The organism is Paraburkholderia terrae (genome assembly GCF_002902925.1).
Classification (GTDB): Bacteria; Pseudomonadota; Gammaproteobacteria; order Burkholderiales; family Burkholderiaceae; genus Paraburkholderia; species Paraburkholderia terrae.
Window position 1 is genome coordinate 56482 of record NZ_CP026113.1, and the last position, 22468, is coordinate 78949.

Consider the following 22468-nt stretch of genomic DNA (forward strand, 5'->3'; position numbering starts at 1 on the left):
CCATTCAGAGAGAAAACCATGACGAGCGCCACGCATTCCGCCACTTCAATCGAAGGCATCGTTCCCGTGATGCTGACACCGTTCGACGCTTCCGGCGCGATCGACTACGCCGGCCTAGAACGTCTGATCGAGTGGTACATCGCGCACGGCTCGGACGCGCTCTTTGCCGTCGCGCAGTCGAGCGAGATGCAGTTCCTGAGCCTCGCCGAGCGAGGTGAACTCGGCCGGTTCGTCGTAGAGAAGGTAGCGGGCCGCATTCCCGTCGTGGTCTCCGGTCACATCAGCGACGACCCCGATGCGCAGGCGGAAGAACTCAACGTCGCGGCATCGACGGGCGCGCAAGGCATCGTGCTCGTGACGAACCGGCTCGATCCGAAGCACGAGGGAACGGAGGTCTTCACGGCCAATCTCAAGCGGCTTCTCAAACGCCTGCCGTCCGACATTCCGCTCGGCCTCTACGAGTGCCCGGCGCCGTATCGTCGGCTTCTCTCCGACGATGAACTGAAGATGTGCATCGACACGGGCCGCTTCATCATGCTGAAGGACGTGAGTTGCGATCTCCAGACCGTCAAGCGGCGCGTCGCGATGGCGCAGGGTTCGCCGCTGAACGTCCTGAATGCCAACGCGGCGATCGCGTGGGACGCGATGAAGGCCGGCTCGGCAGGCTTCAACGGTGTGTTCACGAACTTTCACCCGGACCTCTATAAGTGGCTGCGCAACGATGCAGCACAGGACCCGGCGCTCGCGCAGGAACTGTCGACGTTTCTCGTTCTCGCTGCTGTTTCGGAAGCGCTTGGCTATCCGGCGCTCGCGAAGATTTACCATCAGCGCATCGGCACGTTCGAGTCGATTCGCTGCCGCGTGATCGACTACGACGTTCGCGAGCGCTTCTGGGCGCTCGATGCGGTACTCGACAAGATCGTCGCCGGCACCGAGGATTTTCGCTCGCGCATCGCCGCGCTCGGCGCGCCCGCATGAGCATGAGCGTGCGCGTGCCCGGCGAAACGCCGCGACGGTATGATGACGGCGCTTGCTGCGTCCGCCTTCGTTCAACCGTCACTGCCTGATCCGATGCCTCGCTCACCTGATTCTCCCGCGCCCGCTGCCGACAAGGCCCAGGCCCGCACGCCAACGAGCCGCGCCCGCCGCAATACGGGCCGCACGGTGCTCTCGGATGTCGCGAAACTCGCGGGGGTATCGACGGCGACCGTGTCGCGCGTTTATAACGAGCCGGACAAAGTCTCGGCCAACGTGCGTGAGCGCGTCGAGCACGCTGCGCTCACGCTCAACTGGTTTCCGAATGCAGCGGGACGCGCGCTCGCGTCGACACGCAGCCATATCGCCGGCATCATCATTCCGACGCTCGACGATCAGGTGTTCGCCTCGCAGGTGAGCGGCATGCAGGCGGCGTTCGCGGCGCGCGGCATCACGCTCGTGCTCGGCTGCTCGAACTACGACCCCGCGCAGGCGATCGTGCAGGTGCGCGCGATGCTCGCGCGCGGCGTCGAGGCGATGGCTATCGTTGGCGAGGCGCATCCGGCCGAACTGTTCGATGCATTGCGGCTGTATCGGGTGCCTTATGCCGTCACGTATGCGTATCGCGAGGGCAGCCCGCACGACTGCGTCGGCTTCGACAATCACGCGGCCTACGTTGAAATAACAGAACATCTGATTGGCCTCGGCCACCGCGCGTTCGCGGTCTGCATCCAGCCGACTCGCGACAACGACCGGGTCCAGGCCCGCGTCGCAGGCATTCGCTCGACGCTAGAACGACACGGCCTCGCCGTCAGGCCGGAGCACATGTTCGAAGGCGAATCGACGATCGGATTCGGGCGGCGCAGTTTGCGCTCGATCTGGCAATCGGCAGGCGAGCGCCCGACCGCGATCATCTGCGGCAACGACCACATTGCATTGGGCGTGCTGCGCGAGGCGGAAGATCTGGGGATCGCCATTCCGGGCGAATTGTCGGTCACGGGTTTCGACGATCTCGCGATTGCGAAAGAGATGCGTCCTGCACTCACGACTATGCGAGTTGACACCGCCGAGATCGGAAGACTTGCGGCGCAACACCTGCTCGACGCACTCGATGGCAAGCGGGTTCAGCATGGACATGAGGTGCGTGCGCAATTACAGGTTCGCGAGTCGACTGGGGTATGTCCGAGCCCGGTTTCGCGGCGCTCCTGATAGCGCGTGTGCGCCCGAACGCCGCTTTCAGGAGCGGCCGGTTGAATGTCCGCAATCCTGGATGTTTCTGTTGTTCAACTCTTATATAAGACATAAGACATTTGACCTCGTAGGGTATTGCAATTAAAATCGCGATCAAAGCAGTGCCCGGAGCAGCTTCGACGTGCCTGACAAGTCCTCCCCTGAAACGCAATACCAGCAGGTCTCCCATGCTTGAAAACTTTCGTGCTCATGTAGCCGCGCGCGCCGCGCTCGGCATTCCTCCCCTGCCGCTGACGGCTCAGCAGACCGCCGAGCTGGTGGAACTGCTGACAAACCCGCCCGCCGGCGAAGAGCAGACCCTGCTCGACCTGATCACCAACCGCGTGCCCGCAGGCGTGGACGAAGCCGCGCGCGTGAAGGCGGGCTTCCTGGCCGCCGTGGCCAAAGGCGAGATCGCCTGCGCGCTGATCTCGCGCGCCCGCGCCACCGAACTGCTCGGCACGATGCTGGGCGGCTACAACATCCAGCCGCTGATCGAACTGCTGTCGGACGCCGAAGTCGGCACCGTGGCCGCCGAAGCGCTGAAGAAAACCCTGCTGATGTTCGATCGGTTCCACGACGTCAAGGAACTGGCCGACAAGGGCAACGCCAACGCCCGCGCCGTGCTGCAAAGCTGGGCCGACGCCGAATGGTTCACCAGCCGTCCGGAAGTGCCGCAAAGCCTGACCATCACCGTGTTCAAGGTGACGGGCGAAACCAACACCGACGACCTGTCGCCGGCCCCGGACGCTACCACCCGCCCGGACATCCCGCTGCACGCGCTGGCAATGCTGAAGAACGCCCGTCCCGGCATCACGCCGGAAGAGGACGGCAAGCGTGGTCCCGTCAAGTTCATCGAGTCGCTGAAGGAAAAGGGCCACCTGGTTGCGTACGTGGGCGACGTGGTCGGCACGGGCTCCTCGCGCAAGTCGGCAACCAACTCGGTGCTGTGGTTCACGGGTGAAGACATCCCCTTCATCCCGAACAAGCGTTTCGGCGGCGTGTGCCTGGGCAGCAAGATCGCCCCGATCTTCTACAACACGATGGAAGATGCCGGCGCGCTGCCGATCGAACTCGACGTGTCGAAGATGGAAATGGGCGACGTGGTCGAACTGCGCCCGTACGAAGGCAAGGCGCTGAAGAACGGCGAAGTGATCGCCGAGTTTCAGGTCAAGTCCGACGTGCTGTTCGACGAAGTGCGCGCCGGCGGCCGCATTCCGCTGATCATCGGCCGCGGCTTGACGGCGAAGGCACGTGAAGCGCTGGGCCTGGCTCCGTCCACGCTGTTCCGCCTGCCGCAGCAACCGGCTGACAGCGGCAAGGGCTTCTCGCTGGCGCAGAAGATGGTCGGCCGCGCCTGCGGTCTGCCGGAAGGCAAGGGCGTCCGCCCGGGCACGTACTGCGAACCGCGCATGACTTCGGTCGGCTCGCAGGACACCACCGGCCCGATGACGCGCGACGAACTGAAAGACCTGGCGTGCCTGGGCTTCTCGGCTGATCTCGTCATGCAGTCGTTCTGCCACACGGCCGCTTATCCGAAGCCGGTCGACGTGAAGACGCACCAGACCCTGCCGAACTTCATCAGCAACCGTGGCGGCATCGCGCTGCGCCCGGGCGACGGCGTGATCCACTCGTGGCTGAACCGCATGCTGTTGCCCGACACCGTGGGCACGGGCGGCGACTCGCACACCCGCTTCCCGATCGGCATCAGCTTCCCGGCCGGTTCGGGCCTGGTCGCCTTTGCGGCCGCTACGGGCACGATGCCGCTGGACATGCCGGAATCGGTGCTGGTCCGCTTCAAGGGCAAGATGCAGCCGGGCGTGACGCTGCGTGATCTCGTCAACGCGATTCCGCTGTACGCCATCAAGCAAGGCATGCTGACGGTTGCCAAGCAAGGCAAGAAGAACATCTTCTCGGGCCGCATTCTCGAAATCGAAGGCCTGCCCGATCTGAAGGTCGAGCAAGCGTTCGAACTGTCGGATGCGTCCGCCGAGCGCTCGGCCGCCGGTTGCTCGGTCCACCTTAACAAGGAACCGATCATCGAATACCTCAACAGCAACATCACGCTGCTGAAGTGGATGATCGCCGAAGGCTACCAGGACCCGCGCAGCCTGCAGCGCCGCATCAAGGCGATGGAGCAGTGGCTTGCCGACCCGCAACTGCTGTCGCCGGATGCGGACGCCGAGTACGCAGCCGTCATCGACATCGACCTGGCCGACATCCACGAGCCGATCGTGGCCTGCCCGAATGATCCAGACGACGTGAAGACGCTGTCGGACGTGGCCGGTGCGAAGATCGATGAAGTGTTCATCGGCTCGTGCATGACCAACATCGGCCACTTCCGCGCCGCGTCGAAGCTGCTGGAAGGCAAGCGCGACATTCCCGTGAAGCTGTGGGTGGCGCCGCCGACCAAGATGGACCAGAAGCAGTTGACCGAGGAAGGCCACTACGGCGTCTTCGGCACGGCCGGTGCGCGTACCGAAATGCCGGGCTGCTCGCTGTGCATGGGCAACCAGGCACAAGTGCGCGAAGGCGCGACGGTCATGTCGACCTCGACTCGTAACTTCCCGAACCGCCTGGGCAAGAACACGAACGTGTATCTCGGCTCGGCGGAACTGGCGGCGATCTGCTCGCGCCTGGGCAAGATCCCGAGCAAAGAGGAGTACATGGCCGACATGGGCGTGCTCAACGCCAATGGCGACAAGATCTATCAGTACATGAACTTCGACCAGATCGAGGACTTCAAGCAAGTGGCCGACACCGTAGAGATGTAAGCGTGCTGTCGGGCTACGGCGTGTTGTTCTCGTCGTAGCGCCACGCAATGGCGCCGCAGGCTGAATGCCTGCGGCGCCATTTTTTTTGGGTGGCTAGTCGACTGTGCGCGCAATCCCGGCGCGCGCAGTTGCCGGGTGGCCTGGCATGAGCGATCATCTGCGTCAACGCAGTTGACGGAGATCTGACGATGTCAGCGATGGCCAGGATTCGAGGATTCGTTGTCGCAGTGGTGCTCGTTAGCTCGGCGGCGCACGCACAGACCACCGACTTCTGGGGAACGCGTCTTCCCGATCAGCCGACGCAGTTCATCTTCGGCTACGGCTCGCTCATCAACACGCCATCGCGCAACGACACGGCGGGCAAACCGGTCGCGGCGATTCCCGTGCGCGTTTCGGCGGCGTTCGGCTATGTGCGCAGCTGGAGCGACCGCGCGCGCACTGGCTTCACGGCGCTCGGACTGCGGCGTCCATTCGAAGGTGAAGCACCGATGACCATCAACGGCGTGATCTATCCCGTTGCCGGCAACGACATGTCCGCGTTCGACGAGCGCGAGAAGGGATACGTGCGCGTCGAGGTGCCGCGCGCGCTCATCGAGTCCGTATCGTGGCAGCCGCTACCGGCGCAGGGAACTGTCTGGGTCTACGTGCCGAAAGCCGAGGGCAAGGCGCCGGGCGAAGGGCTTCCGGTTCCGGACGCCAGGTTTCCGCTCGTCGAGTCGTATATCGATGTCGTGATCGAGGGCGGGCTCGAGTACGGGCCGGAATTCGCGCGCGAGATCATCGAGACGACCCGGGACTGGAGCCCCTACTGGCTCAACGACCGCACGCTCGCACGCCGGCCCTGGGTGTTCGACAAGCAGTTCGCAAAGATCGATGCGCTGCTCGCAAAGTCGGCGCCGTGCTTCGCGCAGCGAGCCTTCTCCGAGGACTATGCCACCGCAAGCGCCGCCATCGCCAAACGCAAAGGCGATGTGTGCCTTCGTGAGGCGCACGCGCGCTAGGCAGCGCGCTTTCACTTCACTGCCCAAGAGACGAGTGAGTCGAACACTACCCTATCGCGAATAATATCGCCCCAACTTCACTGACCTTTCGTGTTTCCGAAAAAAGCCACAGACAGTGAAGAAAACCTCTTGTTTCCTAAGCTATCTGCACTATCAATAGAGTTACGGCGCGATTACGGCAACCCATGCAAACCATGACAATAACCTGCTGATGCAGTCATGAAGGTTGCGTCCAAGCGTGAAGTCAATATAACGGCGCCGCACACCCGTTGAATATTCTCTCGCATTGCACCGTCGTCAATACGCCGGGTGAGGGCGATTTTTGCCCGAATTATTCGTGCGATTTTCGTGCGACTCAATCACCGCTCACGGCCGGTTAGCCGTCGATCCGTCTTTTCAATACCTTGATGTATTGACTCCATAATTAGTTAGTCATACCGAGGAATAGTCATGAACAATATTTTCGCATCCGGTCTTGGGCTATTGCTGGCGGCGCAGGTCGCCATAGCACCGCAAGCATTGGCCGACGACACGCGCACAGGCCGCTCGTCCGACGTGCTTGCCGTAACCGATCCTGCTCCCTCTGCCAACGACGTACGGTTCTATGACGCACGATCCGGCCAGTATCTGCCCGACCGATCCATCAAGCCGGGCAGCGGAGGGTTGCGCGGACCGACGGGCATCATCTTCGACCAGCGCTGGAATGAAGTGCTCGTGTCGAATCAGAATATCGGCCAGCCCTTCAACGGCGAGATCTTTCGCTATGACGCCAGCGACGGCCATTTCATCGCGCCGCTCATCTCGCGTGATGATAAGCACGGCCCCTATGCGCCGCGCGGAATCGTGCTGGTCGACATGGGCAGAGCAGGGCGCATTCTGTTCATCGCCGATCTCGGCGACATGTCCGGCCCGACGGGCGCGCTCCTCGCGTTCAGGATCGACGGGCACAAGGCAGAGTTCGTGAAGAATCTCGACCCGAATATCGATCATCCGGGCACGACCGGGCCGCAGTTTCATCCGCGTGGCATCGTGCTCGGACCGGATGGCCTGCTATACGTGACGCTCCGCAACCTGCCGGATCCGTGTGGCGGCGGCGTCGTGCGATTCGATCCGCGGCGCCTGGTTTTCGTTGACGTGCTGATATCCAATTCCATCGAGTGCAGCAAGAACACGAACGATCTGCAACGGCCAGAAGGGCTCGCATTCGGGCGCGATGGCGATCTCTACGTGACTAGCCTTCGCCAGGATCCTGTGAAATACGAGGGATGGGATTCAGACAAGATCCTGATCATCCCGCATGCAACGCACAGGGACGGCCATCGCTGGAACGCATTCGACCGTGAGCATTTCGAGCGTATCGATCTGGATCGGCACCACCCGCGCGCCATTGCGCTATCGCTCGTATTCGGGCCGGACGGGGCGCTTTACGTGCCGGTGACGAACGACCCCGATCCCGGCAACGCGCCGCAGTACGGCGAGGTGAGACGCTACAACCTGTTTACGCTGGGCTATTCGACCTTCGTTGACCCGCGAACGGGGCTCGTGAATCCCTTCTATCTCAGCTTCGGCAGGACCGATCCGGCGACGCTTGACTACGGCCGCCATTGATTGCGCCGACACCAGGGTGATGCTTGCTTGTGGCGTCACCCGCTGCCGTCGTCCGTATCACACCATATCCAGCAATAGTCGGACAACCTGTTTCATGAAGACGCGTGACCCGCGCGTTTATCGGTGTGCCGCTTCCACGCAGGCATCCACACGCGTCCGGCTACTTGAAGCGGCGTTATCCAGCTTGCCCGCGATGTGTTTCGCAACGCGCCATCCGAACACGATTGCCGGGCCCAACGTCGTGCCGGGTCCGGGATACGTGCCGCGAAAGATCGAAGCCAGATCGTTGCCGCACGCGAAGAGTCCAGGTATCACGTTGCCGTTCACATCGAGCAGTTCGCCGTTCGCATTTCCGCTCAGTCCTGCGCTGCACGCGAGGTCGGCTGGCCACACGGTCACGGCGTAATACGGACCTTTGCCCAACGGGCGGATGCACGGATTGGGCTTCTGCGCCGCGTCGCCGTTGAACCGGCTCATCGGGCTGGAACCGCGGCCGAAGGCGGGATCGTTGCCCGATGCGGCATCGTGGTTGTAGGTCTCGACAGTGCGCGCAAGCCCCGCCGCATCCACGTTCAACTTCGCCGCCAGCGCGGCCAGCGTGTCGCCTTTGACCAGATACCCGGCGCGCTCGAACTCGGCAATGCGCGCTCGGCTTCGCCCCGGCATCAGCAGGCCCAGACCATAGTTGCGGATAAAGTCTGCATCGACGATCAGATGCGCCGGCACGCTCGGGCCATGGCCGTCGTCGCGCAACATGCCCATCACGAAGTCGTGATAGGAATTGGACTCGTTGACGAACCGCTCGCCCCGGCTGTTCACAGCGATGAGCCCCGGCTTCGCGCGATCGAGGATGATATGCGGCCACACGCTATCGTCGCCGCCCGGCGAACGGCGAATCGAGCATGGCATCCAGAGCCCGGGGCTGTCACCGCCGTTTTCGAGTCGCGCATCGACGGCGAGCGCGCTGCTGACGCCGTCGCCCGTGTGGGTGTCGGGCGACAGCGACAGCGGTTGTGCGGCCGCAGGAAACAACTGTTTGCGCAGCGCCGGATGCCGCGTGACGCCACCCGTCGCGAGCACGACGCCGCGACGCGCGCCAATGCGCCATTGCTTACCGTCACGCGAACCGACCACGGCGCCCGTCACGCGACCTTGCTCGCGAACCAGTTCGACGAGCGGCGTTTCGAAGCGCACGGCCACGCCGCGCTTGCGCAGGCTATAGAAGAGCCGGGCGGCGAGCGCGTTGCCCATCACGAGCTGCGTGCCGCGCGGAAAACGCATGCGGTCGATTACATAACGGCCGACCACTTCGACGGTGCGCCTGAAATTGCTCAACGATCCGAACGGACTGAGCAGCGCGCCAAGGTCGCTGCGATTGACCATCATCCCGCCCAGGCCCATGAATTCCTTGCGCGGCGAGCGCACGCGCGCGAAATCCTTGTCCAGCACACGGGCGTCGAAAGGCAAGGGCGCGAGCGCGCGGCCGCCGAATGCCGCGCCCGGCCCCGTCACATAGTCCGGATGCGCGGCCGCTGCGACGAACTTCACGTCGCTGATGCGCTGCAATTCGTCGATGGCGAGCGGACCGCTTTGCAGGAAGGCTTCGCGGGCTTCGTCGCCGCCGCGTTCGCCGACCACCGATTGCAGAAACCGGCGCGCGTCGTCGACGCTGTCGGGCACGCCCGCATCGACGCTCAATTGCGTGCCCGGAACCCAGGTCGTGCCGCCCGACGTCGACGTGATGCCGCCGACTGCCTCGGTCTTTTCGCACAGGAGAACGTCCAGGCCCTCATGATGCACGATCAACGCGGTTGTCATGCCCGCCGCGCCCGCGCCGAACACGAGCACATCGACTTCTTCGTCCCAATGGATGCTGCTGCCTGAGTTCATGTGTACTGTCTCCTCTGATGCCTTGTCGCAGTTTTCGTACTTGCTGGGTTGTGTTCGAACTGACGTTCAATAAGTCGCGCGTCCGCCGGACAGATCGAAGGTCGCGCCTGTCGAAAACGAGCATTCACCCGATGCCAGCCACGCGGCCAGGCTCGCGACTTCGTCGGCCGTTCCGGCGCGTTGCATCGGGATCTTCGCGAGACTTGCGGCGAGCGCGTCGGGCGTCATCTGGTGCAGCAAGGGCGTCTCGATCACCGCAGGCGCGATGCAGTTCACGCGCACGGGCGTTAGCGCCAGTTCCTTGCCCATCGACTTCGTGAACGCGATCACGCCGGCTTTGGCCGCTGAATATGCGGACATCGACGGGTTGCCTTCCTTGCCCGCGATCGACGCGAGATTGACGATGCGGCCGAAGCCCGCGTCGAGCATGGGTTTGACGGCGGCGCGCGAGCACAAAAACACGCTGCGAAGATTGACGTCGATGCAGCGCTGCCATGCGTCGAGCGCGCTGTCGGCGACGGTCGAGATCGGGCCTGTCGTGCCGGCGCTGTTGATCAGCACATGTAGCGCGCCGAAGCGTTCGAGCGTCGTCTTGAGCGCAGCTGCAACGGAGGCTTCGTCCGTCACGTCCGCGTGTATGCCGATGGCCGCGCCGTCTTTGCCGTTAGACAGCGCGTCGGCGGCTTCACGCGCCGCATGCGCATCGAGGTCCCACAGCGCGACGCGCATGCCGTCGCGTTGCAGCCGCGCCGCGATCGCGCGGCCGATCCCGCCCGCGCCGCCCGTGACGACGGCGACTCGCTGCGCCGTGCTCATGCCGCTCATGCTTTTTTGTCGAGCAGAAACTCGACCATGCGGTCGCACACACGCGCGAACATCTGCGTGCCCGTCACGGTCTTGCAGCCGCGCGCGCGTGCCGCTTCGATGAACGGCGTGAGCGGCGGCTTCGTGACGACGTCGCCGACGAACGTGGAAGCGGGCAGGCGCGACACGTCGATGGGCAACGGATCGTCGGCGCGCATGCCCATCGGCGATGCGTTGACGACGACGTCGAACGTTTCGGCTTCGACATCGGCCGCCGCTACCTGCACGGCGCCGCGTTGCATCGCGGCGAGTCGGGTCACGAGCGATTGGGTGCGCGCCGTATCGTTGTCGCGCACGTCGAGAGCAGCGACGCCCGCACTGACGAGCGCATGGCCGATAGCCGAGCCCGCGCCGCCTGCGCCGATCAGCAACGCGCGTTTGCCTCGCAGATTGCAGCCTTCATCCTCGAGCGCGGCCACGAAGCCCGTGCCGTCGAACATACCGCCGTGCCAGCCGCCGTCGGCCGTGCGCCGCAGCGTGTTCACCGCGCCGAGAAACGCGGCCTCATCCGACAGACTCGAGCAGAAGGCGGCGGCGCTGAACTTGTGGGGCACGGTGATGATCACGCCGTCGACGTTGCGCATCGGCGCGACGCCAGCGAAGAATGCCGCGAGGTCGTCCGGCGCGACATGTGCGGGAACCACGAGCGCGTCGCGTCCTGCTTCGCGCATTGCCGCCGTCACGCCGTTGGGCGAACGCACCTGCGCAATGGGATCGCCGACAATGAAGTACACGCGCGTCGCGCCGCTGAGTCCCTCGTCGAGCGATACGGCGACGTTCGTTGCAGTCGTTTGGGTCATGCTGTTTTCACCTCCAGAGTAGAACGGGCATCGTCATGCACGATGCCGAGCAGTTTGGCCTGCGTCGCGCTGTCCTGAGCCAGCGCGTCAGCCGAGTTTTCATAAGCGACGCGGCCGTTGACGAGCACATACACGCGGTCGGCGATAGGCAACACCATATCGGCCTGATGTTCAACGATAACGACGCTTGCCCGCTCGCGCAGCTTGACGACAGCGTCGAGCACTTCCTGCACGACAGCGGGCGCGAGGCCTTCGAACGGTTCGTCGAGCAGGATCGCTTTGGCGGGCGCCATCAACGCACGCGCGATAGCCACCATCTGCCGCTCGCCGCCCGACAGATGTTCGGCGCGTACGTCCTTGCGGTTCGCGAGCCGAGGAAAGAGCGCGTAAATCTCGTCGACGCTCGCGCCGCCCTTGCGCGCGGCGAGCCGCAAGTTTTCGTAGACGGTCAGATTCGGAAACAGGCGGCGCCCTTCGGGCACCATCGCGAGACCGAGCCGGTTGATCTCGTGCATCGGTCGTGACGTGATGTCGTGTCCGTCGAACGTGATGGTGCCGGCGCTGATCTGCGCGACACCCGTTGCCGCACGCAGCGCGGTCGTCTTGCCGACGCCGTTGCGTCCGAGAATCGCGATCACTTCGCCTTCGTGCAGCGTGAGATCGATGCCGTCGAGGATCGTGTTGCCCGCGTAGCCCGCCTTCACGTTTTGCAGTTGCAAAAGCGCGCGCCGGCTCGCCGGTGTGTCGCGCTTGTGCGCGACGCGTTCGGCGAGACGCGCATCGACAGGGCGCTGGCCCTTCGCGTGACCCATGTACGCCTCGATCACTTCAGGATGCGCCGCGACGTTAGCAGGCGAGCCGTCCGCGATCAGATGACCGCGATGCAGCACGCTGACGCGATCGGAGATCGTCAGCACGCGGTCGATGTCGTGCTCGATCAACAGCACCGCGTGGTGGTTCGCGAGTTCGCGTACGATGCGCGCGACGTTTGCGCGATCCGCTTCGGCAAGGCCCGCGAGCGGTTCGTCGAGAAGCAGCAGACGGGCCTGCGTCGCGAGCGACAACGCGATTTCGAGCAGACGCTGTTCGCCATGCGAGAGGCTCTCGCAGGATGCTGCCGCGCGTTCGACCAGACCGACAGCCGAAAGCAGTGACCAGGCTCGCGCATTCTGCTGGTCGAGCGTATGCGCGTCGCGCCACAAGCCGAGCCGTTCGCGCTGCGCCGCCTGCACGGCGACGCGCACGTTCTCGAACACGGTGAGGTTGCGGAACACGCTGAGAATCTGGAACGAGCGGCTCATGCCGAGCCGCACGCGGCGGAACATCGCGAGCCGCGTCACGTCCCTGCCGTCGAACGTGATCGTGCCCGACGACGGCGGCAGCACGCCCGTCAGCATGTTGAAGAAGGTCGTCTTGCCCGCGCCATTCGGCCCGATGAAGCTGTGCAGCTGATACGGATACACGTCGAGGTCGATCTTGTCGGCCGTCACGAGCGAGCCGAATTGCTTCGACAGCCCGCGCACGCTGAGAATCGGTGCATCCGGATTCATGTCGATGCGGCTCGCGCGGTATGGCGCGATCACTTCGGGGCGCGCGGGAATGGTGTCGCGCACGAGCGTCCAGCGCGGCCGGCGCAGCAGCCGTTGCGCAAGACCCTGAATGCCTTCGGGCGAGAAGAACGCGAACGCAATGATGATCGGCGCGAACATCAGCCACCAGTGTTCGGTGAGGCTGCTCAACTTGTCTTCGAGCAGGATGAACGCAATCGCGCCCCACAGCGGCCCGAGAAACTGGTGTACGCCGCCCAGCACCGTCATCAGCAGACTGTCGCCTGCGTGCTCCCAGCTGAGGTTGTTTGCGTATGCACCTTGCAGCATCAGGCACAGCAACCCGCCCGCGTAACCGATCACGGCGGCGGAGATCACGAAAGCGTACAGCTTCAGGCGGTACGTGTCATAGCCGAGGCTCGCGGCACGCTGCTCGTTGTCGCGCAGCGCCTGCAACGCGCGCCCGAATGGCGCATGGACGAGACGCCACAGGCCATACGCGACGGCGATCACCGTCACGCACGCGAACACATGAAAGCCCGTGGTCGTCGCGAAGGTCGGGCGCGGCACGTTTTGCAGGCCGTTCTCGCCGCCCGTCACGTCGGTCCACTTGAACGCGATTTCGAATGCGATCTGCGAGCAGGCGAGCGTGAGCAGCGAGAAATACAGCCCGCGCCGCTTGAGCACGATCGCGCCGATCAATACGGCCATCACCGCCGTGACGACCACGCTCGCAGCCAGCGCAACGATTTCGTTGCCGATCAGACGTTGCAGTGAGATCGCGACCAGATACGTCGACGTGCCGAAGAACACCGATGCGCCGAACGGCACGAGGCCCGTATAAGCGACCAGAAGATTCACGCCCATTCCGTAGAGCGTGTAGATGGCGATCTGCGTCGCGCGTTCCAGCGGCGTGCCGGTCGCGGTCAATGCGATCGAAACGACGATGAGGCACGTGGTCAGCAGCGCGACGGGGTGCCGGGTCAACAGTTTGACATTCATTCGAAGCGCTCCCAGCGTTCGCCGAACAGCCCGCGCGGACGCACGAGCAGAACGAGTGCCATCAGGACATACATCGCCACCGACGACCCCTCCGGAAAGAACTGCACGGCGAGAGCCGTCACCACGCCGACCAGCAGGCCCGCGACGACGGCGCCCGCAAACGAGCCCAAACCGCCGATCGTCACGATCACGAAGGCGGGCATCACGGCTGCCGTCGCCATGCTGGGCGTGACGGTCAGCAGCGGCGCCGCGAGCACACCCGCTGCACCTGCGAGCAATGCGCCGAGACCAAACGCGCCCGTCAGCACGCGCGGCAGATTGATGCCGAGCAGGCCAACCATCTCGGGGTCGCGGCTACCCGCGCGCAAGATGCGCCCATAGGGCGTGAACTTCATGAACCACCACAGCGCGAGCAGAATCGCGACCGTCGCGGCGAGCACGAATAGTCGATACTTCGTGATGAGCAGCGGCCCATAGACGAGAAAGCCGCTGAGCGCCGCAGGCGGACTGAACGGCAGGCCACCCGCGCCCCACACCAGGCGGATCAGCGCCGTCAGCAGCAGCGACAGGGCGAACGTCACGATCAGCCCGAGCAAGGGCTCCTTGCCGTAAAGCCGCCGGATGAAAATCACTTCGATCAGCATGCCCGCGAGCGCGACGAGGACGGGCGCGACGATCACTGCGGCCCAGCCGAACTGCGTCGACAGCGCGATCGCGAAGTACGCGCCAAGCGCGAACAGCGCGCCGTGCGCGAAATTGACGATGCCAAGCAGCCCGCAGATGATCGACAGACCGATCGCGAGCAACACGTAGAGAAAGCCCAGCACCAACCCATTGGCGATCTGGGACAACACCATTTCTGCCATGCCTGTACTCCAGCTGAATGCAGATAACCGCAGGACATTGCGGAACGGATGGGGCCGCTGCATGAGATTCACGCAACGGCCCGCCGGCGCCGCAGCAAGGTTCGCCGCGCGTTACCGCGCGGCCATCGTGCAACCGATTTCCTGTTTCGTGCCGTAAAGGCTGTCGAGTTCGGCGGGGTTCTGCGGGACGGCCGACACCTGGTTGAGCCAGTCCCATTTGTCGGTGATGTGGTCTTTCACCTTGAAGACGGTCCAGCGGCGCAACATCTGGTGATCCCACGGGCGGAAATACGCGGGCCCGCCGCTGTCGCCGAACTGCACGGTCTCCAGGCTCTGCACGATGTCCGGCCCGGATGTGCTCTTCGCCTGGTTGACGCCCGCGAGCAGCGCGCGCGTCGTGAACCAGCCGATCCACGCCTTGTCGGCGGGCGGCTTGCCGTACTTCGCCGTGTACTTTTTGATGAACGCGAGTTCTTCGGGCGAATGGCCCGGCGAACTGTAGTGCCACGGCTTGCCGTAGTAGCCGGTTGCCGCATCCACGTTGATCGACCACAGATCCGAATCGCCGATGATGGGACAGGCAACGGGAATCTTGTCCTTCATGCCCATTTCCGCGTACTGCTTGAGGAAGGTCGACAGATCGCCGCCGGGCAGGCCGAGCAGCACGACATCGGGCTTCGACTGGCGGATCTTCAGGATGAACGAGCTGAAGTCGGTCGTGTTGAGCGGCGTCACATCCGCGCCCGCGATCGTGCCGCCCGACTGCTTCAGCAACTCGGACATCGAGCGCTGGATATCCTGCCCATACGCGTAGTTCGCGACGAGGAAGTGCCACTTCTTGCCGATCGCGAGCAGCGACGGCGCGAGCGCGCGGCACGTGACGGGCGTCGGACTGAGCACGCGAAACGTGTATGGGTTGCAGCTGCTGCCCGTCAGCTCGCGCGCGGCGGCGTTGGGCGCGATATAGGGTGTCTTCGTGCGGGCCGCGACGGAAGACATCGCCAGTGACGTGCCGCTATTCGTGCCGCCGATCACAGCGATGACCTTGTCCTGCTCGATCAGCTTCTGCATGTTCTGCTGCGCCGACTGGGGATTCGGCTCGTCGTACCAGACCAGATCCACACGGCGGCCGCGCGCCTGGTTGTTCGCATCGTCGAGCGCCATTTTCACGCCGTTCGCGATCACTTCGCCCTGCTCGGTCCACACGCCTTGCTTGGCCATCAGCAGGCCCAGCTTGAGCGGTTGCTCGCCCTGCGCGCGCACGATCGCGGGTGCCGCCAGCACGGCCGCGCCGCTCGCGAGCGTCTTGCCCGCGGTGGCGAGCCATGCGCGCCGCGTCATGACGGTGCTTTGCGTTTCGTGGTTGATGGGTTGATTGGTTTCGTCCTTCATGTCTCTCCGCTCCTGTCCGTATCCATTCGCAAACTTTCGATGACTGAAACTTTTGATGAACTGTAGTTTGAATTGGAATAGTATTCAACAATCAAAATGTATTTCATAAAATCCGGGTATTCACCTGGAAGCCCTTGAATGACCCTGTGTTCAACCTGAGGAGAGGAAGGAAATGGCAAGGAGACGTTTGGCGGTGATCGGCGCGGGCGCAATCGGACGGATGCACGTGGAGCGGGCGCGGCTACACCCGCAGGCCGAAGTGGTCGCGATTGCGGACCCGTCGCCTGCCGCGCGCGAATTCGCGCGTCAGGAAGGGCTGCGCTGGTTTGCCGACTACACGCCGATGCTCGACGAAGTCCGCCCCGAAGGCGCGATCGTCGCGACACCGAATGCGACGCATGTCGACGTGGGGCTCGCATGCATCGCGCGCGGCATTCCCGCGCTGATCGAAAAGCCCGTTGCCGACGATGTGGAAGCGGCGCAACAGTTGAGCCGCGCAGCCAGTGATGCGAATGTGCCGCTGCTAGTGGGGCATCATCGACGGCACAATCCGATCCTGCGGCGCGCGAAGGAAATTGTCGTGTCCGGGCGGCTGGGCACGCCCGTCACCGCGAACGCGCTCGCGACGTTCTACAAGCCCGACGCCTATTTCGACGTCGAATGGCGGCGGCGCGCGGGCGGCGGGCCCGTGCTGATCAATCTGATCCACGACATCGACATCATGCGATTTCTACTCGGCGACATCGTCGAGGTGCAGGCGCTGACGTCGAATGCGGTGCGGGGTTTCGAGGTCGAAGATACGGCCGCCGTGTTGCTGCGCTTCGCTAGCGGCGCGCTGGGCACACTCGCCGTTTCGGACTGCGCGGCGGCACCCTGGAACTGGGACCTTGCAGCGGGCGAAGCGGCGCACTATCCGCGCCAGCAGGTGAACACGCATTTTCTGATTGGCACCGATGCTTCGCTTACGTTGCCGCAACTCGACGTGTGGGAATACCGCTCGCGCAAAGGCTGGCACGAACCGTTGACCGTCGAGCGCAGCACGCCGCACAGCGCCGATCCGTATCACGAGCAGTTGCGCCACTTCGCCGCCGTGATCGCGCGTGAGGAAGCGCCACTGTGTTCGGTCGAAGACGCCGCGCGCACGCTGGCCGCGACGCTCGCGGTGCATCGGGCCGTGGCGGCGCGCGCGCCCGTCGCGCCAGCGCTTTGAGGTCTGGTTATCGTCAGTGATGTGCGGCGTGTGTCTGACGGTAGAACGCTACCGTCTGCCGCAGACCTGTTTCGAGCGAGGTCTGCGGCAGGCCCGGCAACAGGCGCTCCAGCGCGGGATCGTGCGGAAACGCAGTCGCGATGGGCAGCGCAGGGCCAGCGGCATCGATGCGCGCGCCCGGCACGATCGACGCAATTCCGTCGATCACCGTCTGCACGGAAGCGATCTCGCCCGCGAGCGTGAACGCATGGGCGCCTTCGACGTCACGCAGCAAGGCCGCCTCGTAAGCGGCGGCGACATCGTCGGCGTACACGAAACCCGTCGAACCCGTGAACGGCATCGTGTAGCGCTCGCCGCGTGCGGCCGCCCGGCACGCGAGGCTCGGACCGGCGCTCGATCCCGTCTCGCGCCCCGCGCCATACACGACCAGCGGGCGAAAGCCGACGCTCGCGATCCCGTGGTCGTTCCAGTACGCACGCGCCGAGCCTTCGCAGGCGAGCTTGAATGCGCCGTAGTGCGTTTGCGGATACGGCGTCGCGCCGTCGTCGGGACCGAACACGCCGGCGCTGCTTGCATAGAGCACGCGCTGCAGACCCGCCGCACGCGCTGCGTCGAATACGTTGAGCGTGCCGATCAGATTGATCTGTGCGCCGCGCACGGGGCTGGCCGCGCAATCGGGCGTGAGGATGCCCGCGAGATGAATCACGGCATCGCAGCCGTCCAGCGCGCGCGCAACGTCGGCGGCTTGCGCGATATCGCCCGTGCGCCATTGGACCGTGTCCGCCTGTTCCGGCGACAGCGCATGCAGCAATTGCGGCTTCGCCTGCAGATCGAACGCAACGCATTCGATGCCGTGCGCAAGCAGCCGCCGCATGATCCACGCGCCCAGAAAGCCGCTGCCACCCGTTACCAGTACTCGCATGTCCCTTCTCCTCGTCGTCATAAAAACTTTGCAAGATCGCAATTTGTGGAATAGTATTCCACAAAGAAAGTTAGTTCCATAGTTTCTGGAAGAGCAGAGCCGAAGATGAAGCGTGAAGCGATACTGGAATGCGATGTGCTGGTGCTGGGCTCCGGTGCGGGCGGGTTGTCGGCTGCCGTGACGGCGGCGGCGCAGGGTTTGCGCGTGATGGTTGCGGAGAAGGAAGACGTATTCGGCGGCACGACCGCGTGGTCGGGCGGCTGGATGTGGATTCCGCGCAATCCGCTGGCGACGCGCGCGGGCATCTGCGAAGACATCGACGCGCCGCGCACGTATCTGAAGAGCGAACTCGGCGCGCAGTTCGATGCGGACAAGGCGGATGCATTGCTGGAGCGCGGACCCGAAATGATCGAGTTCTTCGAGCGACACACGGCGATGCGCTTCGTCGACGGCAATCGCGTTCCTGATTTCCACACGACACCCGGCGCGGCGACGGGCGGCCGCTCAGTGTGCGCGATGCCGTTCGACGGCAGGGAACTCGGTCCGCTGATCCACAAGCTGCGCGAACCGCTGTCGGTGATGACGATCAAGGGCATGGCGCTGGCGTCGGGGCAGGACCTCGCGCACTTCTATCGCGCGACGCGCTCCGTGAAGTCCGCGCTTTACGTCACGCGGCGGCTGGCTGCGTTCGCGTGGCAAAAGCTGCGCCATGGACGCTCGATGCATCTCGTCAACGGTAATGCGCTGGTGGCGCGCCTGTTGAAGTCGGCGGCAGATCGCAACGTGGATCTGCGCACGCGCGCGAAGGCAATTGGGCTGTTGCGCGACGACGCGCGCGTCACGGGCGCGCGTGTTGAAATCGACGGCGTGATGCATGAAGTGCATGCGTCGCGCGGCGTGGTGCTTGCATGCGGCGGTTTTCCGCACGATGTCGCGCGGCGCGCGCGCACGTTTGCCTATACGCCTTCGGGCGACGAACATTGGTCGGCGGCGCCGCGCGCGAATACGGGCGACGGCATCCGCCTGGGGGAATCGATTGGCGGGCGCTTCAATGAAGCGCTCGATGCGCCCGCCGCCTGGGCGCCCGTTTCGCTCGTGCCGCAACGCGGTGGCGACGTGGCGTTTGCGCATCTGATCGAACGCGCGAAGCCCGGTGTGATTGCCGTCACGCGCGCAGGACAGCGCTTCGTCAACGAGGCATCGTCGTATCACGACTTCATGTCCGCGTTGCTGGGCACGACGCCGCGTGGCGCGGAGGTCTGCGCGTGGCTGATCTGCGATCATCGCTTTCAGCGCCGCTATGGGCTCGGCTTTTCGAAGCCGTTTCCGTTTGCCGTTTCGAGCTATGTGCGTTCGGGTTATCTGAAGCGAGGCGCGACGCTCGCTGAACTTGCCGCCGCGTGCGGCATCGATGCGCAGGGTCTCGCGAACACGGTTGCCGCCTACAACACGTATGCGAAAGACGGCTTCGATCCGCAGTTTCACAAAGGCTCCACGCCGTACAACCGCGTGCAGGGCGACCCGACGCACGAGCCGAATCCCTGTCTCGCGCCAATCGAAAACGGACCGTTCTACGCCGTCAAGCTGCTGCCGGGCAGCCTCGGCACGTTCGCGGGCCTCGCCACCGATGCGCACGCCCGCGTGCTCGATCGCCACGACCACGCGATTCCCGGCCTCTACGCCGTCGGCAACGACAGCGCGAGCATGATGGGCGGCTGCTACCCGAGCGGCGGCATCACACTCGGCCCGGCGATGACATTCGGCTATCTCGCGGGACTTTCTCTTGCTGGTGCAGCGCCGCTTTCGACGCGCACCGGCTCTTCCAGTTCACATCAAGGAACCACGCAATGAGACTCTATGACACAGTCACGCTCACGGTAAAAATCGGCACGAACGCGCAGGTGTTCGAAAGCATCAAGGCGAGCGGCAATCAGCCCGGCTCGACGTTGCTCGGCTGCTGGTATTCGGACATTGGCGCGCTCGGCAAGGTGATGGTGCTGCGCGGCTTCGAGTCGGAAGCGGCGCTCGTCAACGAGCGCAAGCGTCTGCTGCTCGAAGGCAATCCGTTCGGCTGTGGCGAGTTCGTCGAGGACGTGAAGGTGGAGAGCTACGCGCTTTTTCCGTTCCTGCCGCCCATCGAACCGGCCGTGCATGGCGGCATCTACGAGATGCGCGTCTATGGCACGAAGCTCGCCAGCCTTCAGCATACGATCGACGCGTGGGAAAAGGCCGTGCCCGAGCGCACGAAGCGTTCCCCGCTGATCGGCGCGATGTATTCGCTCGACGGCACCGTGCCGCGCTTTCTGAACATCTGGCCGTATGCGGGCGTCGACGAACGCTCGCGCATTCGCGCGGAAGCCGTGAAGGACGGCATCTGGCCGCCGAAGGGCGGACCCGCGCATCTGACGACGATGGAATCGACGATCTACGTGCCTGCGCCGTTTTCGCCGCTGCGCTGAGCGGTGTACGCAACGCACGAAACGCACGATACGAACTGGATAAAGGAGACATGATGACTCAGGCTCATGCGCGCGCGCTGTCGCTTTCGGCGCTCACCGTGCTGGAACTGACGCCGCCGCAAATGGTGCAATGCGCGGTTGATGCAGGCTACGACTTCGTCGGCCTGCGTCTGCTGCCTGCGACCGATCACGAAGTGCGGCATGAAATTGTCGGCGATACGGCGCTCAGGCGCGAGACGCTTGCGGTATTGAAGGACACGGGCATGCGCGTGCTCGATGTCGAGATTGTGCGGCTGAAGCCCGATACCGACGTGGCGTCGTACAAGCCGATGCTCGAAACAGCCGCCGAACTCGGCGCGCGCTACGTGCTCGTGGCAGGCAACGATCCCGACGAAGCGCGCATGGCCGACCGGCTCGGCAAGCTGTGCGACATCGCGGCGCCGCTCGGCCTCACGCCTTCGCTCGAGCCGATGCCTTGGACCGACGTGAAGAACATCGCGCAGGGCGCGCGTATCGTCGAAGCGAGCGGCAAGCGCAACACAGGCCTCATCATCGATCCGATTCACTTCGACCGCGCGGCGGATTCGCTCGATGCATTGCGCGCACTGCCGCGTGAGTACTTTGGTTACGTGCAATTCTGCGATGCACCCGCTGAGCGTCCTACCGATCTCGATACCTTGCTGTTCCAGGCGCGTTGCGAACGGATGATTCCGGGTGAAGGCGGTCTCGATCTCGCTGGAATCTTGCGCGCGTTGCCTGAGCACTTGCCCGTCAGTGTCGAAGTACCGACGCAGCATTGGGCGAAGACGACCCGTGCCGTCGATCGCGCGCGCCGCCTGCATGAGGCGACACGGGCGGTGATCGAACAGGCATACGCGACAGCGACGTGAGCGCGGGCAATGATTGTTAGCCGCCCGCAGCGAAGGACATGCGAAACTGCTTGAATTCCACTATGGAATCATGTTCTCATTTGCGCGATACAGTTTAAATGAGAGTCCACTATGGCAGGCAATCTGGAGCGGGCGCTGGCAGTGCTCGAACTGCTGGCGAAGAACGGCGGCCGCATGCCGCTCGCGGCCATCGCCGACACGCTGAACATTCCGCGCTCCGGCACGCACCGTCTGCTGTCGATGCTGATCGACGAGGGTTTCGTGCGTCAGGACGAGGACCACGGCGAGTACATGCTCGCGCTGAAGCTCGTATCGCTGGGGCTGATCTATCTGTCGACGAGCGGCGTGTCCGATATTTCGCAGCCGGTGCTCGACCGGCTTGCGGAAAGCTCGGGTGAGCTGGCGCGCCTGGGTGTGGTCGAGGACGACCACATAACGTTTGTCGGCAAGGCGCAGGGCGCGAAGTCGGGGTTGCGCTACGACCCGGACATGGGCAGCCAGCCTCCGCTGCATTGCACCGCGAGCGGACAGGCGTGGCTATCGACGCTGTCCGATGAACGTGCCATCGAGCTGGTGTCGAAACAGGGCGGCCTTGGGTCGAAATCGCTGAATGCGCCGCGTGCGCCGAAGACCATTCAGCAATTCCTCAAGGATTTGAACGGCGCGCGGCAACGCGGCTACGGCGTTGCGATCGAGACGTACGAGGCGGGCATGACATCGATTGCCGCACCCGTGCGCAATCCCGTCACCGACGAGGTGGTGGGTATCGTGAGTCTTGCGGGGCCGACGAGCCGGTTGCCGGAGTCGCGGCTGAAGGAACTTGCGCCGTCGCTGTTGAGCGCCGCGGCGGACATGGGCGCGGCGACGCTCAGTTCACCGCTTTTCAAGCGTACACCTGCCGAGGCGGTGCCAGCGGTGTCGGCGTCTACGGCGAAGAAGCGCGCTCGGGCCGGGGCCAAGGTGTAGGCGGCTGGGGCACACGCGATAGCACGCCGATCCGTTCCCGATACATTCGCGATCCTTCGGAAGACTCATACA

General features: G+C 64.2%; 17 protein-coding genes. 10 read left to right on the plus strand and 7 right to left on the minus strand.

From position 1 onward, the window contains the following. Positions 1–18 precede the first annotated feature (18 nt). The 5 genes from C2L65_RS30030 to C2L65_RS30050 all read left to right on the plus strand — a co-directional run bounded on the left by C2L65_RS30030 (position 19) and on the right by C2L65_RS30050 (position 7588). On the plus strand, positions 19–978 hold the full coding sequence (locus C2L65_RS30030) for a dihydrodipicolinate synthase family protein (protein WP_042309560.1): 960 nt from the start codon (positions 19–21) through the stop codon (positions 976–978). Positions 979–1071: 93 nt separating this feature from the next. Next, positions 1072–2184, plus strand: coding sequence for a LacI family DNA-binding transcriptional regulator (locus C2L65_RS30035; protein ID WP_174485063.1), 1113 nt, complete (start codon positions 1072–1074; stop codon positions 2182–2184). 209 nt (positions 2185–2393) lie between these two features. Beyond that, positions 2394–4979: a bifunctional aconitate hydratase 2/2-methylisocitrate dehydratase gene (gene acnB, locus C2L65_RS30040; protein WP_042309557.1), complete on the plus strand. Its 2586-nt coding sequence runs from the start codon at positions 2394–2396 to the stop codon at positions 4977–4979. A gap of 188 nt (positions 4980–5167) precedes the next feature. After that, entirely contained in the window at positions 5168–5980 is an 813-nt protein-coding gene (locus C2L65_RS30045) for a gamma-glutamylcyclotransferase family protein (RefSeq protein ID WP_042309555.1), read from the plus strand. A gap of 450 nt (positions 5981–6430) precedes the next feature. Next, positions 6431–7588: an NHL repeat-containing protein gene (locus tag C2L65_RS30050; RefSeq protein WP_052426900.1), complete on the plus strand. Its 1158-nt coding sequence runs from the start codon at positions 6431–6433 to the stop codon at positions 7586–7588. Positions 7589–7705: 117 nt separating this feature from the next. On the opposite strand, the gene C2L65_RS30055 is transcribed toward C2L65_RS30050, so the two are convergent. The 6 genes from C2L65_RS30055 to C2L65_RS30080 all read right to left on the minus strand — a co-directional run bounded on the left by C2L65_RS30055 (position 7706) and on the right by C2L65_RS30080 (position 15949). Continuing rightward, complete coding sequence (locus C2L65_RS30055; RefSeq protein WP_042309553.1) at positions 7706–9478, minus strand: FAD-dependent oxidoreductase; 1773 nt, start codon at positions 9476–9478, stop codon at positions 7706–7708. Positions 9479–9544: 66 nt separating this feature from the next. Then, entirely contained in the window at positions 9545–10294 is a 750-nt protein-coding gene (locus C2L65_RS30060) for an SDR family oxidoreductase (protein ID WP_081921073.1), read from the minus strand. Between the two features lie 5 nt (positions 10295–10299). Further along, positions 10300–11142 carry a shikimate dehydrogenase family protein gene (locus C2L65_RS30065; RefSeq protein ID WP_042309549.1) on the minus strand — a complete coding sequence of 281 codons (843 nt, stop codon included), beginning with the start codon at positions 11140–11142 and terminating at the stop codon, positions 10300–10302. Continuing rightward, on the minus strand, positions 11139–13691 hold the full coding sequence (locus C2L65_RS30070; protein WP_042309546.1) for a branched-chain amino acid ABC transporter ATP-binding protein/permease: 2553 nt from the start codon (positions 13689–13691) through the stop codon (positions 11139–11141). Before C2L65_RS30070 ends, C2L65_RS30065 begins: the two co-directional genes overlap by 4 nt. Further along, complete coding sequence (locus C2L65_RS30075; RefSeq protein WP_007584162.1) at positions 13688–14557, minus strand: branched-chain amino acid ABC transporter permease; 870 nt, start codon at positions 14555–14557, stop codon at positions 13688–13690. Before C2L65_RS30075 ends, C2L65_RS30070 begins: the two co-directional genes overlap by 4 nt. A 111-nt stretch (positions 14558–14668) precedes the next feature. Then, positions 14669–15949 carry an ABC transporter substrate-binding protein gene (locus C2L65_RS30080; RefSeq protein ID WP_042309543.1) on the minus strand — a complete coding sequence of 427 codons (1281 nt, stop codon included), beginning with the start codon at positions 15947–15949 and terminating at the stop codon, positions 14669–14671. Positions 15950–16121: 172 nt separating this feature from the next. Between C2L65_RS30080 and C2L65_RS30085 the strand changes: the two genes are divergently transcribed. After that, positions 16122–17159, plus strand: coding sequence for a Gfo/Idh/MocA family protein (locus C2L65_RS30085; protein ID WP_042309540.1), 1038 nt, complete (start codon positions 16122–16124; stop codon positions 17157–17159). A gap of 13 nt (positions 17160–17172) precedes the next feature. Here the strand turns inward: C2L65_RS30085 and C2L65_RS30090 are convergent, their stop codons facing one another. After that, positions 17173–18081: an NAD-dependent epimerase/dehydratase family protein gene (locus C2L65_RS30090; protein ID WP_042309538.1), complete on the minus strand. Its 909-nt coding sequence runs from the start codon at positions 18079–18081 to the stop codon at positions 17173–17175. 105 nt (positions 18082–18186) lie between these two features. Between C2L65_RS30090 and C2L65_RS30095 the strand changes: the two genes are divergently transcribed. The 4 genes from C2L65_RS30095 to C2L65_RS30110 all read left to right on the plus strand — a co-directional run bounded on the left by C2L65_RS30095 (position 18187) and on the right by C2L65_RS30110 (position 22396). Beyond that, complete coding sequence (locus tag C2L65_RS30095; protein WP_042309536.1) at positions 18187–19932, plus strand: FAD-dependent oxidoreductase; 1746 nt, start codon at positions 18187–18189, stop codon at positions 19930–19932. Then, positions 19929–20540: an NIPSNAP family protein gene (locus C2L65_RS30100; protein WP_042309535.1), complete on the plus strand. Its 612-nt coding sequence runs from the start codon at positions 19929–19931 to the stop codon at positions 20538–20540. The genes C2L65_RS30095 and C2L65_RS30100 overlap by 4 nt, the downstream gene beginning before the upstream one ends. Before the next feature lie 53 nt (positions 20541–20593). Further along, positions 20594–21430, plus strand: coding sequence for a sugar phosphate isomerase/epimerase family protein (locus C2L65_RS30105; protein WP_042309592.1), 837 nt, complete (start codon positions 20594–20596; stop codon positions 21428–21430). Positions 21431–21541: 111 nt separating this feature from the next. Next, a complete protein-coding gene (locus C2L65_RS30110) occupies positions 21542–22396 on the plus strand; it encodes an IclR family transcriptional regulator (RefSeq protein ID WP_042309533.1) in 855 nt (284 codons plus the stop codon). Positions 22397–22468: the final 72 nt, after the last annotated feature.